The following is a 16197-nucleotide window of genomic DNA, read 5'->3' on the forward strand; positions in this document are numbered from 1 at the left end:
TTGGCCGGCAGCCACCGGCCAAGGCGCTAAGTCGCTTCCATCGCACAAATCATGCTCGTGCAGATACAAGGGGTTACCATGGCTGGTCTCGCTCCGGCATGCTGGCAAACCACCTCCGGCTCAGAAGTGCACCAGCGTGCGCAGACCAAGCACCCAGGCGTTCTCGGTCTTGACGCCGGCTCCGTTATAGCCGCGTCCGCCCGGGTTGATCACGTACTGGGCGTCGAACTTGAGGTTCATCCAGCCGGTTGCCTGCCAGCCGTACCAGGCTTCGATCGGAACTTCGTTGCCGCCGGCATTGGGCGTGAGGGCCGCCGAATTCACGTGGGTCGTACCCACCGCAAAGCCGACTTCATCTTCCGGACGCCAGGAGAAGGTGCCGGTGTGCCTGAAACCCAGCGCAACCTGATAGTCCTGGTACGACGTCCGGTGATCGGCGACAGTCGTGTTGAGGAACATGTACCAACCCTGCGCCTTTGCACCCTCAACAGTCAGTCGCTGCAGGATCGACTCATAAACGCCATAGCGGCCGCGTTGATCTCCGAGATTTTGGCCCGGGACACCATCGACGCCCGGGATAGCTGCAATGATACCCGGGAGGCCGCCGTCAATCGTCGACGCGCTGTCATACCAGCCGCCGAATCTCCAGGTCCCGTTCAGAGGACCGCTCGGCGCCCAGACCACCTCGACCGGCACCAGCACGCCGGAGGCGCGGCTCGAACCGGGAACGCCCGGCAGGAAGTAGGTTGAGGAATCCGACGTCGTCAGATAATTCGGATTGGCGTCGTAGACGCCGACCGACAGCTGCCATTCCTTGGCGAAGTTGTAGTGCGCCACACCGGCCCACTGGCTCACCGGCCAATTGTAGATGTAGCCACCCTGGATGTTGCCGGGCTGGCCGCCGCAGAACGTCAGGTTGATGAACTCGCACAGACCGAAGAAGAAATCGGAGCCGACCGGCAGGCGGCCGCCCTTGAGTTCGAGGCGATCATCGAACAGCTTTTGCGAGTAGTAGAGTTCTGTGAGGCGCAGGATATTGCCGCGGCCGAACACTTCGTTGGTCAGCTGCAAGGCCGGAATGCCTGCGTCGTCATTCAGATTGTGGCCGAAGCGGTCGACCAGCGTGAGGCCGACCAGGCCGCCCTGAATGCCGGCGAGCTTCGCCATGTCGAACTTTGCCTGGAAGAACAGCTGTCCGGCGTTGGCCCCGACGTTCTTGTTGCCACCCGACAGATTGCCGACGGCTTCGTCGCCCAGCGTCAGGGCGAGCGAGATGCCTCGCTCTTTCAGCTGCGTCCTGCCGAGATCGCCGAACAGATACGGCCTTGTCCAGAAATCATCGGTCTCCGTGTAAGGCACAGGCGGAGCCTTCGTGAGCAGATCGGCCGCATGCGCGCCGCCGCCGAATAGAGATAATAGGGCGATCCCCAATCCGCACGCCCCCGCGGTGCCTACAGACCTAAGTGACATTTTCTGCACTCCCAGCGTCCCCGGCTTTGTCCATTTTGCTTCACGTTCCCGCCCAAAGCCATTCAGCACGGAACGCGCCCCTTTCAGTGCACTCATCTCTCAACTTGAGATGGAAACCGCGCGCGCACCAAAGCCCTTCAAGACGGTGGTGAGGGTCTGGCCGTCGCCCGGCCGGGTCCGGCCTGCAGCGCGAATGCGGACGCCAGCGTCGTGTACTTCATCGGTCCTGCGCATCGAACTCCTCCCCATGGTCTTCTATTCAAGTCGCCGCGACCCTATTCCCGATCGCGGTCCTTCCTTATCGAGTGGTCATGCCTGATCGCCTGTCGTCGTCGGCAACGCGGCCGCGCCGTGCGGAGACGCGTTCTGCAGACGAGTGTTTTCCTTCGATTTCGGTGTCGTGCGGGCGAGGCCGGCCAGCGCGGCCTTGCGCCGCCGCCGGGCCTGCAATTGCTGATCCGCCAGCACGCCGATCAGAATCACGGTGCCCATCACCGCGAAGTTCAGCGAATTCGGAATGCCGAGGATGTTCACGAGGTTCTGCAGCACCTGCAGCAAGGCCGTCCCCAGCACGATACCAAGGATGGAGCCTTCGCCGCCGCGCAGGCTGCAGCCGCCGAGGACTGCCGCCGCAATCGCATAGAGCTCGTAGAAATTGCCGAAGGAACTCGGCGAGACCGAGTTGGTGTAGAAGACGAACAGCACGGTCGAGACGCCGGCAAGGCCGCCGCTGATGACATAGGCGGTCGCGATCACGAGGTTGGTCCTGATGCCGGAGAAGCGCGCCGCTTCCTCGTTCTTGCCGACGGCATAGAGCCAGCGCCCGTAGACCGAGCGATGCAGCAGCACGCCGAGGATCACCGCCAGGATGATCAGGAAGATGAAGGTGTTCGGAATGCCCGCGACATTGCCGGAGGCGATGTTGCTCAGCGTGCTGGCCTCGTCGCCGTAGCCGAAGCCGCGCGTCGAATCGCTGGTGTAGTAGCGTGCGGCGCCGCGATAGATCAAAAGCCCGCACAGCGTCACGATGAAGGGCTGCATCTTCAGCCGGGTGATCAGGAACCCCTGGATGCCGCCTAGCGCCAGCCCGCCCATCAGGACCAGCAGCAGCGCGAACGGCCAGGGCACCTGATACGTCGTCAGCAGGTCGATGAAGACGACGCCAAGCAGCGCGAACATCGAGCCGAGCGAAAGATCGATGCCTCCGGTGATGATGACGAGCCCTTCGCCCAGCGCGAACACACCGAACAGGCCGATCAAATTGGCCATGTTCAGCAGGTTCACGAACGACAGAAAGGCCGGGTTGATCGCGCCGGTGATGGCGGAGATCACCGCCAGCAGCAAGAACAGGCCGAGTTCCTTCTTCATCATGACGCAGCGGCCTCCATGGTCTCGAGCGCTTGGCCGACCGCCAGCCGCAACACGTTGTATTCGCTGAACTGGTCGCGCTCGAGCACGCCGCTGACGCTGCCTTCATGCATCACCGCGACGCGGTCGGAGACGCCGATGACCTCTTCCATGTCGGAGGAGATCATCACGATGGCGACGCCCTGGTCGGCGAGGCTGCGCATCAGCGCGTAGATCTCGCTCTTGGCGCCGACATCGATGCCGCGGGTCGGCTCGTCGAAGAACATCACGCGCGGCTGCATCGAGAGCCATTTGCCCAGCACCACCTTCTGCTGGTTGCCGCCGGAGAGCGTCACGGCTTCGATGTCGATGCTCGGCGCCTTGATCGACAGGCGCCTCGCCTGGTCCTTTGCGATCTTGCGTTCGGCGGTGCCGTTGACCAGCCACATCCGCGCATAATCCAACAGGCTCGCGAGCGTCACGTTTTCGCGGATCGGCAGTTCCAGCACCAGCCCGGATTTCTTGCGATCCTCCGGCACCAAATAGATTCCCTGCCTGATCGCATCGCGCGGCGAGGCGACACCGACCGGAGCGTTGTCGATCCTGATCTCGCCGCCCAGCAGCGGGTCGATGCCGAACACGGCGCGGGCGAGCGAGGTGCGGCCGGCGCCGACGAGTCCGGCAAGGCCGAGGATCTCGCCGCGCCGCACCGAAAGATCGATCTGCCGGTCGGGAAAGGCCGTCGTCACGACGCCTGCGATGTCGCAGCCGCCCGGCTGCGGCGCGTGCGCCGGGGGCGTGTACAGCGCCTTGAGGTCGCGGCCGATCATCAGCCGGATCATGGCAGCGTGGCTCAGCTCGTCCCGCGTCAGCTCCCCCACCGTACGCCCGTCGCGCAGCACCACGACGCGATCGGCGCAGCTCATGATCTCGCCGAGCCGGTGCGAGATGTAGATCACCGAGATGCCGTGCGCCTTCAGGTCGGCGATCACCTCCAGCAGCCGCTCGGTCTCCGAAATCGTCAGGCTGGAGGTCGGCTCGTCCATGATGATCACGCGCGCGTCGATCGAGAGCGCCTTGGCGATCTCCACCATCTGGCGTTCGGCGATCGACAGATTGTCGACCAGCGTGCTCGGCGTGAAATCGGCGCCCAGCCGTTCCAGCAGCGGCGTCACGCGGGCGCGCATCTCCGCATTGTCCACCAGCTTCAGCGGACCACCGGCAAGCTTCTCGCGCCCGATGAAGACATTGGCTGCGACGTCGAGATTCTCGAACAGGTTCAGCTCCTGGTGCACGAAGGCGATGCCGGCGAGCGTCGCCTCGTTCACCGTCATCCGGGCGTGCTCGGTGCCGCCGATGCGGATCGCGCCCGCGCTCGGTGCGATCACGCCTGCCAGCACGCGCATCAGCGTCGACTTGCCGGCGCCGTTCTCGCCGATCAGGCCCAGCACCTCGCCGCGGCAGACGCGCAGATTGACGTCGTCGAGCGCCCGGACGCCAGGATAGTCCTTGCTGATTCCGCTGAGTTCCAGCAGCGTTTCCGCCATTCGGCATGTCCTCCTGCACACCGCCCGGCGGCCATGGCGGCCGGGCGGTGAGGCCGACTGAAGTTACTTCTTCAGCAGGTCCTTCAGATTCGCGGCGAACTCCGCGACGTTGGTCTTGCTGATCACCTTGGTCGGCACGATCAGCTTGCTGTCCTTCGGGATCCAGGACTTGTCGCCGTTCAGCGTCTTGATGATGTTGGTGGCGGAGAGATAGCCGAACTCGTACGGCTGCTGCACGACGGTGGATTCGATCGTGCCGTCGGAAATGCCCCGCAGCGTGCGCTGGTCCTCGTCGAAGCCGACGATCTTCACCTTGCCGGCCTTGCCCGCGGCCTTCACCGCGTCATAGATCAGCGGGGTTTCGTAGCTCCACAGGCCGGACAGCAGCGCGATGTCGGGATATTTGACGAGCACGTTCTCCATGTTCGCCTTGGCCTTGGCGAAGTCCACCTGGTCGGTGAACACGTCGACCAGCTCGACCTTGGTGCCGGCGATCGATTCCTTGATGCCCTGCACCCGCTCGCGGGCGTTGTCGGCGTCCATCGTTCCGACGAACAGCGCGATCTTGCCGCCGTTCGGCAGCGCCTTCTTGATCTCCTCGCCGGCCTGCCGCCCGGCGGCGACGTTGTCGGTGCCGATATAGGCGAGGCGATTGCTCTGCGGCGCGTCGCTGTCCGTCGTGATCAGCACGGTCTTGGCCGCAACCTTGTTGAGTTCTTCGGTCGCATGCGGCGCATCGTCGACCGAGATCGAGATGCCGGCGACGCCGCGCACCAGCAGGTCGTCCAGCTCGCGCCGCTGGCCGGCCGCGGTGCCTTCGTTGGTGACGATCAGCTCGATATTGTAGTCTGGGTGCTCTTTCTGCGCCTTCTCAAGCCCGCGGCCTGCGATGGTCCAGAAGTCGGCCGCGACGTTGGTCACCAGCGCGATGGTCTTTTTTTGCTGCGCCTGTGCTATCCCCGTGGTCATCGCGAGCGCAGCTGCGCCCGCCAGCAGCGGCACGATCAATCTCTTCATTGAGTCATTCATATGCACCTCCCTGTCGATACCCCCCGCGAGGGGATTTCACGCTCGGCGCTTTTCACGCCTTATTTTATTCACGCAACTAATAAATTAGCGCGACAAAAAGTCCAGTCAAGGATGTTCGAGTCCAGCTGTTCAAGCAAAAATAGTATGATGGTGATGTATTTCGGTCGCAATCGATGCTTTTTGGCCAATATCTGAGGCGTATCCGTTGAATAATTTTATCAAGCGAATTAAAAAAGTCGGTATGAGTGAGCAGTCCGAACCGCTGAGACGCGCTTCAAGTCTGACCCGCGGATCGAACCGCGACCGTCTCGTTGAAGTCTTGCGGCGTCAGGGACCGTTGCCGCGCGTCGAGCTCGCACGTAGCACCGGGCTGAGCTTCCCCGCGATTTCGGCCATCACGTCAAAGCTGATGGCGGAAGACCTGCTGGTTGAGGCCGAGACCGATGCGGCGACGTCGTGGCCGGACGATACCGACGACGAGGATGCGGATGGGGTGAACGGCCGCCGCCGTGGCCGGCCGGCGGTCTTGCTGACCCTGAACCCCGAATTCGGCCGCATCATTGCGGTCTCGCTGCGCATGAATCTGATCGAGACATTGATCGCCGATTTCAGCGGCTCGGCCCTGGCGCAATCCCGACTTGAACTGACGACACGCGGGCTCGATGCAGGCGCGGTGTGCGATCTCGTGATCGCGCAGATCGAGGCCATGCTCGAAGAGACGGCCACGCCGCGAGACCGGCTGTTGGGAATCGGGATTGCGCTGCAGGGCATCGTCGACGCCGATACCGGCCGGCATCTGTGGAGCCCCGCGCTGTCGATCACCGACGTCGACCTGGCAAAACCGATCCGCGAGGAATTCGGCGTCGAAGTCGTGATGGCGAACGACGCGGTCGCGGTGGCGCTCGCCCTTGTCGCGGCCGAGCCGGCACTGGCGCAGGGCCTCACGGCCACGCTTATGGTCGGTCACGGCATCGGCATGGGCATCGTCGTCGACGGTGAAGCGCGCTGGGGGGCCGGCGCGGGCAGCGAGATCGGCCACGTCAAGTTGACGCCGAACGGTCCGCAGTGCCGCTGTGGTCAGCGCGGCTGCATTGAGGCCCATCTCGCCGATTATGCGCTCTACCGCGACGCCCGCACCTTTCTCGACCTGCCGCCGGCGGTGTCGCAGCAACCGTCCGAGGCGCAGATGGCGCTGCTGCGGGCGCGGGCACGCGCCGGCGATCCGCGTCTCGAACAGTTGTTCCGGCAGGCCGGCCACGCGCTCGCCGAGGCGGTCGCCACGACGATATCGGTGCTGCGCCCGCATCATCTGATCCTCGCAGGTCCCGGCCTGCAGGCGTTCGACATGATGCGCAGTGCCTATGAGGAGAGGCTCGAGCAGGCGGCGTTGCCGTGGCTGCTCAAATCTACGGCGATCCATGTGCGTCCAAGCGAGTCGGCGACAATTGTCGACGGCATGGTGCGGCGGACGCTGCGGGTCGTGGACCGAAGCCACATGGAGACAACCGAGTGAAACCTCGGGAGCTGCGGCCCTTTGCTTGAGCCGCAGCAATGCAACTGACGCCCTTCAGGCGCCAAATCGTGAGGATGCCAATGCAGGGTGCTATCTATCCAAGCCTCAAGGACCGGACCGTCCTGGTCACCGGTGGCGGTTCCGGCATCGGCGAGGCGATCGTCCGCCAGTTCATCAGCCAGGGCGCGCGGGTCGGTTTCATCGACATCGATCTGACGTCCTCGGAGCAACTGCTGTCCGATCTGGGGGCGCATGCCCGCGTGCACTTCGAACACGCCGACCTGCGCGACATCGGCGCGCTGCGCCGCGCGATCGCCGGCATCCGCGAGGCGCTCGGGCCGATCACCATCCTGGTCAACAACGCGGCGCGCGATGATCGTCACGCGATCGAGGACGTCACACCGGAATTCTGGGACGAGCGGATCGCCGTCAACCTGAAGCATCAGTTCTTCAGCGCCCAGGCGGTTGCACCCGACATGAAACAGGCGGGCGGCGGTGCGATCATCAATATCGGATCGGTGAGCTGGGTGATCGGTCAGGGCAACATGCCCTGCTACACCACGGCGAAGTCAGCGGTTCAGGGCCTCACCCGCGCGCTGGCCCGCGATCTCGGGCCGCACAATGTGCGGGTCAACTCCATCCTGCCCGGGTGGATCATGACCCAGCGGCAGCAGGATCTGTGGCTGACGCCCGAAGGCGTCACTGAACTGATGCAGCGGCAATGCCTCAAGCGCAAGCTCGTGCCTGACGACATCGCCCGCGTCGTCCTGTTCTTCGCCGCCGACGACAGCGGCGCCTGCACCAACCAGAGCCATATCGTCGACGGCGGCTGGGTCTAGCGATTTCAATCGACGGCGTTGACGTGCAGGACGGACGCAGGTCCGCTGCTATCTGTGCGAGCTGTCTGATGCGACCGTATCAGATTATCCGTCCATGCATCGGCGATGTGGGGAAGGGCCGGATCCTGCGTGCGATCAAGCAGGAGTTCGAGCAGACGCGGCGGCTTCTAGTCCTCTTTCGCTGCATGGACCGCGCCGGCGGCGCGGCTCTCGATGACGATCAGCCGGCTTTCCACATCGCGACCGAGCGCCGCTCGAACGCCTCGCGGAACTGGCGGGTGGATTCGGCAAGCAGCGCGCCGGTGCCCCAGTCGAGGATCACCGCGTGCTGGCGGATCACGTCGAACGCGTTGAGCTCTCCGCTGCGGTAGCGCTGCGCCACCGTCTCCGGATCGAGCCGGACATTGGCGACGCGCTCGGAGCGGATCCTGGCGCGGAGCGCCGCGGTCGCGACCTTATCGACCTCGTAGTTGCAGAGCTCGGCGTCGATTGTGTGCACCACGACGCCATAATCCTTGGCGGCGCGCTCGACCGAGACATAGTCGTCCTTGATGTCCTCGATCACGAGGTTTGGATCGCGCTCCAGCGGATCGCCGAACCCGCCGCCGCCGGCGGTCGGGCGCGAAAATACGTCGCCTTCGCCGATCGGAACGTCCGAGAAGATCGAGCCGAGCCGCTCCTCGACCGTGCTGCCGGCGCGCTTCAGGGTCAGGCCATGCGGCATCGACGGCAGGCCGCCCTCGATGCCCCACACGATGGCGCGCTCGCGGTCGCAGATATAGGAGATCACGGTCTTCTCGGCCTGCAGCATCCGCGACGTCTTCACCACGCCCGCACCACCGCGCCATTTGCCCGGGCCGGGCGAGTCCGTGAGAATCTCGCATTCGGTGGTCAGGATCGGATTGGCCCGTTCCTGGCCCTCGACCGGCTGCGACATCAGCCCGGTGCCGAAGCAGGCAGTGGTAACATTGCTGCCGTCCTTGCCGTTGCGTCCGCCCCAGCCGCCGGGCAGCCAGTCGTAGAACATGAAGATCGGCTTGTCGGCGCTGCGGGCGTCGAGCCCGCCGGTGAGCAGATATTCGAGGTTGAAGGCGCAGGCGAGCGCGCGCTCCGGCATCAGCTTCGACCACATTTCGTAGATCGAGTTCATGATCTTCTCGAACGGCATCAGGAAGCCGGTCACTGCGATAGGCCATTTGGCATCGACGATCGAGCCTTCGGGAGCGATGATGTCGAAGCAGCGATAGAAGCCGGAATTGAGCGGCAGATCGGGGAAGAAGGTCTTCATGCCGGCCGCAACCGCCGAGAAGGTGGCGCCGAACGCCGAGTTGTAGATCGAGCCGATGGTCGGATGGCTGCCGGTGAAGTCGTAGATCGCGCGGTCGCCCTTGATCGTCATCTTGATGCGGATCGGGATCATGCCTTCGCCGCCGGCCGGATCGCGGTCGATGAAGTCGACGGTTTCCCATTCGCCGTCGGGCAGCGCCGCGATGCGCTGGCGCGCCGAGCGCTCGACATAGTCCTGGACCGCGGCAAGCCCGGTCTCGACGGTGTCGCGGCCATATTTGCCGACCAGGCGCAGGATCTCGCGTTCGCAAACCGCGGTGGCTTCGGCCTGCGCCTGGATGTCGCCGATGATCGAGGCCGGGTCACGGGTGTTGGAGGCGATCAGATGCGCGACGTCCTTGCGCAGGCCGTTCTTGTCGAACAGGCGGACCGGCGTGATGCGCAGGCCCTCGCGGAACATCTCGCGGGCCGCGACGTCGAACGATCCCGGCACGCTGCCGCCGACGTCGGACCAGTGTCCGTTGGACTGGCTGAAGGCGATGATCTTGCCGTCGGCAAAGATCGGGCGGATCAGCCGCACGTCGGAAAAGTGCGTGCCGCCGGCATAGGGGTCGTTGATCGCGAAGACGTCGCCCTCATGCATGTCGCCCTCGAAATGCCGCATCACGTCCTTGCAGGTGAAATGCAGCGTGCCGACGTGGACCGCGATATCCTGGTTGCCTTGCGCCGCGCATTCGCCGTTGGCGTCGTGCAGCGCGCTCGAGAAGTCGCGGTTGTAGATCACGAAGGAGTAGCAGGTTCGCAGCACCTGCTCGCCCATCTGGTCGACGCTGGTGATGAAGGAATTTTTCAGGACCTCGAAGGTCACGGGATCGAGCGGGAGGGCCGTGGCCATGGTTCACTCCTTCACGCGGATGATGATGTTGAGATATTTGTCGACCTCGGCGCCGGCGCCGGGCGGCACGACGGTCGTGGCATCGAGCTGCTCGATGATCGCGGGGCCTTGGAAGGAGAAGCCGCAGGGCAGGTCGTCGCGCTGATAGACGGGCGTATCGAGCCCGCTGCCTTCGAACCAGACCCTGCGGTGGCCAACCGGCGCGGGGCTAACACCGGTCGGCGCGTGAACGGCAAATTCGGCCTTGGGAACCACACCGACCGCCTTCAGGTTGAGGCGGAAGAAGCTGACCGGTGCGCTGTCGCGGCGAAAATTGTATTCGCGCTGGTGCTCGGCGTGGAAGCTCTGCACCAGGTCAGCGATCGCGCCGATCGGCTGCGGCGCCTTCACCGCAAGCGAACGCCACTGGCCGCGATACATCATGTCGATCGAGCGCTGCAGCACGATGTCCTTCTGCGCGACGCCCTCATGGGTGAGCCGGGCGAGCGCGGCCTTCTCGAGCTCGGCGAACTGCGCCTCGATCTCGGCAGCGTCGGCGTCGGCGGCGTCGACCATGCAGCTCTGCGAGAAATCGTGCTGCATGTCGACGAGCAGGCATCCGAGCGCGGAGGTCACGCCGGGATTCGGCGGCACGATCACAACCGGAATCGACAGCTCGCGCGCGACGTCGACGCCATGCAGGGCGCCGGCGCCGCCGAACGCCACCAGCGCGAAGTCGCGCGGATCGTAGCCGCGGCTGATCGAGATCAGCCGCACCGCGTCCGACATGTTGGCGTTGGCGACCTTGACGATCGCGTCCGCGGCTTCATGCAGGCCGAGGCCGAACGGCTTGGCGACGCCGTCTTCGACCGCCTGCTCGGCTAGCGCCGGGTCGAGCTTGACCTTGCCGCCGGCGAGATCGGTGCCGAGCCGGCCCAGCGTCACATTGGCGTCGGTGTTGGTCGGCTGGGTGTTGCCGTTGCCGTAGCAGGCCGGGCCCGGGTGGGCGCCGGCCGATTGCGGGCCGTTGCGCAGGGAACCGGCCGGGTCGGTCCAGGCCAGCGAGCCACCGCCGGCGCCGATGGTGAGCACCTCGATCGAGGCGAAGCGGATCGGATAGCCGAATTCGATGTGCCAGTCCTTGGTGACGCGCGAGTGGCCCTCATAGGCGAGCGACACGTCGGTGGACGTGCCGCCCATGTCGAGGCCGATCGAATTGGGGAAGCCGCAGAGGCCGGCGATATAGCGGCTGGCGATGGCGCCGGCGGCGATGCCGGAGCCGGCGAGGCGGGCGGCGAAGTCCTTGACGCTCGCCGGCGTCATCACCCCGCCGCCGGTGTGCAGCAGCAGGAGATCGCGGGTGTAACCTTCATGGGCGAGGCGGTCGCCGAGCCGGCTCGTGTAGTTGACGACGACCGGGCTCACGACGGCGTTGGCAACCGTGGTCGAGAACCGTTCATGCTCGAAGATTTCGGGAAGCACCTGCGAGGAGATCGACACCGGAATGTCGGGCATCTCGGCCAGCAGGATGTCGCGCATGGCGCGCTCGTTGGCGCCGTTAAGATAGGCGTTCATGAAGCAGACCGCGACGGCGGCGACGCCACGGCGCTTGAGGATGCGGGCCACCTCGCGCGCGGCTTCGACATCGAGCGGCTCGATCACCTTGCCGCCGGCATCGACGCGCTCGGGCACCGTCAGGCGATCGCGCCGCGGCACATAGGGCCGCACGACGTCCTTGTAGGTGTCCCAGAGGTCTTCCTTGTTGGCGCGCCGGATCTCGATGACGTCGCGGAACCCCTTGGTCGTCACCACGGCGGTGCGCGGCAGGCGGCGCGTGATCAGCGCGTTGGTGGCGACTGTCGTGCCGTGCGAGAACAGCGCCACCCTGGACAGATCGATCCCGGCCTTGGACACGCCGCCCATGATCCCTTCGATCGGATCGCGCGTGGAGGAGATCTTCTCGATGCGGATGAGACCGGTCGTCTCGTCCATAATGCAGATGTCGGTGAACGTGCCGCCGACATCGACAGCCACACGAAGGTCCTGCACCATGCGTCTCCCTTTCGAACAAGCGTTTCGCCGATCTTAGGCAGAGCGGCGGCCCGCCTTCTTGACGCTGAGCGCAGGAAGACTTGTGCGAGAGAGCGAACCGTATGGCGGGGATGCGTGCCCGGACGGCGGCGGGCTGCTCAACAAACGATCAGGGCGGTGCGGGAGTGGCGCCGCCGTCAGGCGTTGGCGGCGCGGGAGGTGGCGCGCGCTTCGCTCGGGGTGCAGCCGAATCGGCTGCGATAGTTGCGGCTGAACTGCGCCTGGTCGGCAAAGCCCCATTGATAGGCGATTTCCGAGATGCTCTTGCGGCAGCTCGCATCGCGCAGCAGGGCATCGCACATCGCCAGCCGCTGGTTGCGGATATAGGCGCAGACGGTCAGACCCTCGCCCTCGAAGATCTGGTGCAGGTAGCGCAGCGAGATGCCGCAGCCGTCGGCGATCATCTGCGGGGTGAGCCGCATGTCGTCGAGGCGGGCACGGATGAACTGCTCGCAGCGCAATAGATGGCCGTTGCGTACCGAGGACGAGTGGCCGGTCAGCACGCGGTCGTCGGATTCGATGGCCATCGCAAGCAGCTCGATCAGGTGCTTGCCCATCAGCGTGCGCGCCGTCTCGTCCATTTCCTCGATGCGCTCACCAGAGAGCCGCAGCGTGTCGACGAACAGCGCGCCGACGCTGCGGCTGGCATCGAATTGCAGCGTGGCGAGGCGCTCGGGCCGCGATATGCGGCCGCGCAGAACCGCGCTCGGGATCTTCAGGCACCACAGCGCCGTCGGATCCTGATGGCTGAATTCGTAGGGCAGATGGCTGCGCTCGATCAGGAATGCGCCGGGACGGCAGTGCACCACCTTGCCATCTTGCTCGAAGCGGATTTCCGCGAGCTCGGGCACGGTGATCAGGAAGGATTCCTCCCGCTCGTTCAGGAGGTGCCGCTCATGGCGTTTGTACAGCAGGCCAGTGGCGATGTTTCGCGAGACCGAGAGCGGACCCATCGACCAGGCGCCGAGGCGCGCATCGAACTCGCGCGTGCTCGGGAAGCGCAGGTCGAGCGAGTAATAGGTCTTCGAGACGACCTCCTGCCAGTACTGGCGGCGGCTCTGCAACGGGATGTCGTTGGTCGTGTAGGTGACTTGCATGTCTCACTCCCCGCCGCCGGCTGTGCCTCCGGTCGTCGTGTCCCCGGGCAAAGTTTGGCGAGGACCGCCGGACGGCGTCAAGTCGAATAAAACGGAAACAGATATTCTAGATTTCGATCGCCTCCTCGCCCTGATGTCGGTCCATGCTGACGGGCGGCCGCCCCGGCCCGACGCCGGCAACTGCAAAGCGCATGAAATCGCGGAACGCCATCGCCGCTTCCGATGGCCTGGTGTCGCGCCGCCAGGCCAAGCCGATATCCATGCTGGGCACCTCGTCCTCGATGACGCGGGTCTCGATCCGTTGTCCCTCCAGCGACCAGGGCCGGTAGATCAGGTCGGAGAGGATGGCGATCCCCATGCCGCCCGCGACCATCGAGCGCACGGCCTCGACCGAGGAGGTGCGGAAGATCGTGTTCGGTTCGAGCGAGGCGTTGCTCCAGTAGCGCATCGAGGTGTGCTTGGCCTCGTCGACTGTGAGCATGACGTAAGGATAGGTTGCGATGTCGGCGAGATGGACCCGCTCGGCGCGGGTCAGCGGATGCTCGGGCGCAAGCCACAAGCGGCGCGGCGATCGCAGCAGCGTCTCGCTCGTCAGCATGGCGTTATCGCGCAGGTTCGACACCAGCATCACAGCGAGATCGAGCGCGCCGTCGACGAGCGCACGCTCCAGCACGTCGCGCGGCGCCTCGAACAGCTCGACCGTGATGCCGGGAAAGCTGGCCTGGAAGCGCTTCTGGTGGCGCGGCAGGAAGTAGCCCGACACGGTGTAGGTGACGCCGATGCGGATCGTGCCGAACAGCGGTCCCGCCGACATCTGCGTGTTCCGCACCGCCTCGGCAACGGCGGCGAGGATCTGGCGGCCCTGGGACAGGAAGCGGCTGCCCTCCATGGTGACGGTGACGCCGTTCGGTGCGCGTTCCAGCAGGCGGGCGCAGACGGTCGCTTCGAGCTGCTGAATCGCCGCGGTGACCGCGGATTGCGAGACGTTGAGGTCGATCGCCGCCTGGCTGATGCGCCCGGTCTCGGCGGCGGCGACGAAATAACGGATCTGTTTCAGAGAAACGGACATCGCGGTTGTTCCGATGTTGCCTAACTCATGAGCGGTGTTTCTCAGCCCGGCCGCATGCATTGCAACTCTCGTGCCGACAGCCGCAGGTCTCGCGGTGATGTCGACCTCAGGCACGATACCCCGACCGATGGCACCGGCCGGGGTATCACTGACGGATAGGGCGGCCCGGCGACGATCACGCCAGGGCGCTGTGCAGCCTGCCGAGCAGTTCCGACCGGCTCTTGCGGGCCGCAAGCGCCTGATTCATGTCGACCTTGACGAACTTCACCGGCGTGTTGGGCTGCAGCTGGCCGATCAGGTCCATGTCCGCGGCGATGACGGTCCCGACCATGAAGTAGCCGCCGCCGGAGACTGCATCACGATGCAGCACGATCGGCTCGGTGCCGCCGGGAACCTGGATCGAGCCGTAGGGATAGCAGGCGTCGGTGATGTTGGACGGGTCGGAGCCGGCGCCGAACGGCGGTTCGCGTGGAACGAATTCGAGCGGTTTGCCGCCTTTGAAGCGGTAGCCGATTCGGTCCGCCTCCGGTGCAACCTTCCAGGTGTCGGAGAAGAAGCCGTTGCCGGCCGCCTCGGTGATGCGGTGCCAGTAGAGCCCGGGCATCGCGCGCAGCTCGGTCGGCATTCCCGCCGGTTGCCCGCGCAATTCCTTGGCAACGCTGCGTCCGTTCTTGCCTGTCGCGGCGGCGCGGCCGATGGGCAATTCGTCGCCGGCCTCGAGCTTGCGGCCCTTGAAGCCGCCGAGTGCGCCGAGCGCGTAGGTCGAGCGCGAGCCGAGAACGACGGGCACGTCGATGCCGCCGGCAACCGCGATGTAACCGCGTGCGCCCTGCTTGAGGAAGTCGAAGGAGAGGATCTGGCCGCGCTTAACCCTGAAGCTGGTCCAGGTTTCGCGCGGCTCGCCGTCGAGCTTCGGCGGCAGCTCCGCACCGGTGACCGCGACGATGGCGTCCTCGGTGAATTCGAGCTCGGGTCCCATGAACACGGCTTCGAGCACGGCTGCGCCTGCCTCGTTGCCGACCAGCAGATTGGCGGCCGCGAGCGCGTGACGGTCCATGCCGCCGGAGAGCGGGATGCCGATGTGATAATAGCCCGGACGTCCGAGATCCTGGACAGTGGTCGCAAGACCCGGCTTCAAAACCTTAACGGCCATGGAGGACTCCATCGAGCTTGGCGTTGTAGGCATCAACGTCGCGGTTGAACTCGGTCAGCGAGAACGAGACGTCGCGGATCACCGGCGCAAACCGGCCGGCGTCGACGTCGGCGACCGCTGCATCATAGGCCGCCCGGTCGATCGGCTTCCACTTCACGATGTCGCCCGGCCTGAACAGACACATGAAGTCGCGCAGATAGCTGATGTTCTGGTTGGGATCGTAGATCGGCATCGGCGTGATGCCGAACATCTGATAGCCGCCGGCGCCGCGCACCGAGTAGATGCAGCTGAAACAGCCGCCATGTCCGACGGTCAGCTTCGGCGTGTCGGTGCGCGGGCGCAGATATTTGGGCGCCTGAAGCTGCCGCTTGCGCTCGACCATCTGGTAGAGGAACGGCAGGCCGGCGACGAAGCCGACCATCGAAACGAACCAGGGCGCGCTGGAATGCGCCTTGATGAAGGCGTCGACGCTGTCGAGGCCGTTGATGCGCGCCGCGTATTCGAGATCGGTTCCGTTTGGATCCTGATGGCGCTCGCGGAAGCGCATCAAGGTCTCGTGCGTCCAGGGGTCGTTGTAGAGCACGGGAATCTCGATGATCCGCGTCTTGATCACCGGCTCCGATTTCTCCGATGCGGAATCCAGCCGCTTCAGCTCGGCGAGGAGATCGTCCGGCTTGATCTGGTCGGGATCGAACTTGACCTGATAGGAGGCGTTTGCCGGACAGATCTCGGTGACGCCCTTGATCTTCGCGTCGCGCACCGCGTTGGTGATGAAGAGGCTCTTGAAAAAGGCCTCGAGCGACATCGCCTCGCCGACCTCGGCGAAAATGTGCTCGTCGCCGCCGAAGGAAAATCGGGTTTGCATGACTAGCGGCCTCCTG

Annotated in this window: 12 protein-coding genes; 2 read left to right on the top strand and 10 right to left on the bottom strand. The window is 65.0% G+C overall.

Annotation, left to right across the window (positions count from 1 at the left end):
- Positions 1–120: 120 nt before the first annotated feature.
- The 4 genes from QMZ05_RS14340 to QMZ05_RS14355 all read right to left on the bottom strand — a co-directional run bounded on the left by QMZ05_RS14340 (position 121) and on the right by QMZ05_RS14355 (position 5393).
- Positions 121–1470, bottom strand: a complete 1350-nt coding sequence (locus tag QMZ05_RS14340) for a carbohydrate porin (protein WP_353701339.1) — start codon at positions 1468–1470, stop codon at positions 121–123.
- A gap of 309 nt (positions 1471–1779) precedes the next feature.
- Positions 1780–2841 carry an ABC transporter permease gene (locus tag QMZ05_RS14345; RefSeq protein ID WP_353701340.1) on the bottom strand — a complete coding sequence of 354 codons (1062 nt, stop codon included), beginning with the start codon at positions 2839–2841 and terminating at the stop codon, positions 1780–1782.
- Positions 2838–4364 carry a sugar ABC transporter ATP-binding protein gene (locus QMZ05_RS14350; RefSeq protein ID WP_353701341.1) on the bottom strand — a complete coding sequence of 509 codons (1527 nt, stop codon included), beginning with the start codon at positions 4362–4364 and terminating at the stop codon, positions 2838–2840. Before QMZ05_RS14350 ends, QMZ05_RS14345 begins: the two co-directional genes overlap by 4 nt.
- Before the next feature lie 63 nt (positions 4365–4427).
- Positions 4428–5393: a sugar-binding protein gene (locus QMZ05_RS14355; RefSeq protein ID WP_353701342.1), complete on the bottom strand. Its 966-nt coding sequence runs from the start codon at positions 5391–5393 to the stop codon at positions 4428–4430.
- Between the two features lie 241 nt (positions 5394–5634).
- Between QMZ05_RS14355 and QMZ05_RS14360 the strand changes: the two genes are divergently transcribed.
- Both QMZ05_RS14360 and QMZ05_RS14365 read left to right on the top strand, forming a co-directional pair.
- The gene (locus QMZ05_RS14360; protein WP_353701343.1) at positions 5635–6906 is read left to right on the top strand and encodes an ROK family protein; all 1272 of its coding nucleotides are present in this window, start codon (positions 5635–5637) and stop codon (positions 6904–6906) included.
- Between the two features lie 80 nt (positions 6907–6986).
- The gene (locus QMZ05_RS14365; RefSeq protein ID WP_353701344.1) at positions 6987–7745 is read left to right on the top strand and encodes an SDR family oxidoreductase; all 759 of its coding nucleotides are present in this window, start codon (positions 6987–6989) and stop codon (positions 7743–7745) included.
- A gap of 220 nt (positions 7746–7965) precedes the next feature.
- On the opposite strand, the gene QMZ05_RS14370 is transcribed toward QMZ05_RS14365, so the two are convergent.
- The 6 genes from QMZ05_RS14370 to QMZ05_RS14395 all read right to left on the bottom strand — a co-directional run bounded on the left by QMZ05_RS14370 (position 7966) and on the right by QMZ05_RS14395 (position 16181).
- Positions 7966–9927 carry a hydantoinase B/oxoprolinase family protein gene (locus QMZ05_RS14370; RefSeq protein ID WP_353701345.1) on the bottom strand — a complete coding sequence of 654 codons (1962 nt, stop codon included), beginning with the start codon at positions 9925–9927 and terminating at the stop codon, positions 7966–7968.
- Positions 9928–9930: 3 nt separating this feature from the next.
- Positions 9931–11955: a hydantoinase/oxoprolinase family protein gene (locus tag QMZ05_RS14375; protein ID WP_353701346.1), complete on the bottom strand. Its 2025-nt coding sequence runs from the start codon at positions 11953–11955 to the stop codon at positions 9931–9933.
- Positions 11956–12134: 179 nt separating this feature from the next.
- The gene (locus QMZ05_RS14380; protein WP_353701347.1) at positions 12135–13094 is read right to left on the bottom strand and encodes a helix-turn-helix domain-containing protein; all 960 of its coding nucleotides are present in this window, start codon (positions 13092–13094) and stop codon (positions 12135–12137) included.
- A 106-nt stretch (positions 13095–13200) separates the two neighbouring features.
- Entirely contained in the window at positions 13201–14163 is a 963-nt protein-coding gene (locus QMZ05_RS14385; protein WP_353701348.1) for a LysR family transcriptional regulator, read from the bottom strand.
- A gap of 175 nt (positions 14164–14338) precedes the next feature.
- Positions 14339–15316, bottom strand: a complete 978-nt coding sequence (locus tag QMZ05_RS14390; protein ID WP_353701349.1) for a biotin-dependent carboxyltransferase family protein — start codon at positions 15314–15316, stop codon at positions 14339–14341.
- Positions 15306–16181 carry an allophanate hydrolase subunit 1 gene (locus tag QMZ05_RS14395; protein ID WP_353701350.1) on the bottom strand — a complete coding sequence of 292 codons (876 nt, stop codon included), beginning with the start codon at positions 16179–16181 and terminating at the stop codon, positions 15306–15308. Before QMZ05_RS14395 ends, QMZ05_RS14390 begins: the two co-directional genes overlap by 11 nt.
- Between the last annotated feature and the right edge of the window lie 16 nt (positions 16182–16197).

The sequence above is a fragment of the Bradyrhizobium sp. INPA03-11B genome, from assembly GCF_040446015.1.
Classification (GTDB): domain Bacteria; phylum Pseudomonadota; class Alphaproteobacteria; order Rhizobiales; family Xanthobacteraceae; genus Bradyrhizobium; species Bradyrhizobium macuxiense_A.